This is a genomic window from Oerskovia flava, assembly GCF_026163685.1.
Classification (GTDB): domain Bacteria; phylum Actinomycetota; class Actinomycetes; order Actinomycetales; family Cellulomonadaceae; genus Oerskovia_A; species Oerskovia_A flava.
The window spans coordinates 1-724 of sequence record NZ_JAOXSR010000021.1; the positions used below are offsets into that span (position 1 = coordinate 1).

The window sequence follows — 724 nt, forward strand, 5'->3', positions numbered from 1 at the left end:
CGGGCTTGGACAGGTACGTCTGGCGGTAGTACCCCGCGAGCTGCAACCGCGACGCCGCAGCGTCGTCGACCAGCACCGTCGCGTGCGGATGCATCTGCATGATCGTCGCCGGCCACAACGCGCTCACCGGACCCTCCACCAGCTGGTGCACCGCCTCCGCCTTGCCCTTGCCCGTGGCCAGCAGCACCAGGTGCCCCGCCGACATGATCGTCGCCAACCCCTGCGTCAGACAGTGCTGCGGCACCTGCTCGATGTCATCGTCGAAGAACCGCGCGTTGTCCTCACGCGTCTGCGCCGTCAACGTCTTGATCCGCGTCCGCGACGCCAACGACGACCCCGGCTCGTTGAACGCGATGTGCCCGTCCGTACCGATCCCCAACAGCTGCAGATCCACACCACCCGCACCCACGATCGCCGCCTCGTACGCCGCGCACGCACCCGGCAGATCCACCGCGTTCCCGTCCGGACCCTGCACCGCACCCGCCGCGAAGTCCACCCGCCCCGCGAACTCCTCCTCGATCACGTTGCGATACCGCTGCGGATGACCCGCCGCCAACCCCACGTACTCGTCCAACATAAAAGCCCGCGCCCGCGCGAACGACAACCCCGACTCCCGATGCCGACGCACCAGCTCGTCATACACCCGCAACGGGCTCGACCCCGTCGCCAGACCCAGCACCGCATCCGGCTTCGACCGCACCAACGACTCCACCGCATCAGCAGC

The 724-nt window shown here is 68.5% G+C and carries 1 protein-coding gene; it reads right to left on the bottom strand.

The annotated features are described in order from the left end of the window. Positions 1–724, bottom strand: a 724-nt coding sequence (gene nagB, locus OHL10_RS18605; protein WP_265523744.1) for a glucosamine-6-phosphate deaminase, incomplete at both ends; no start/stop codon positions are given.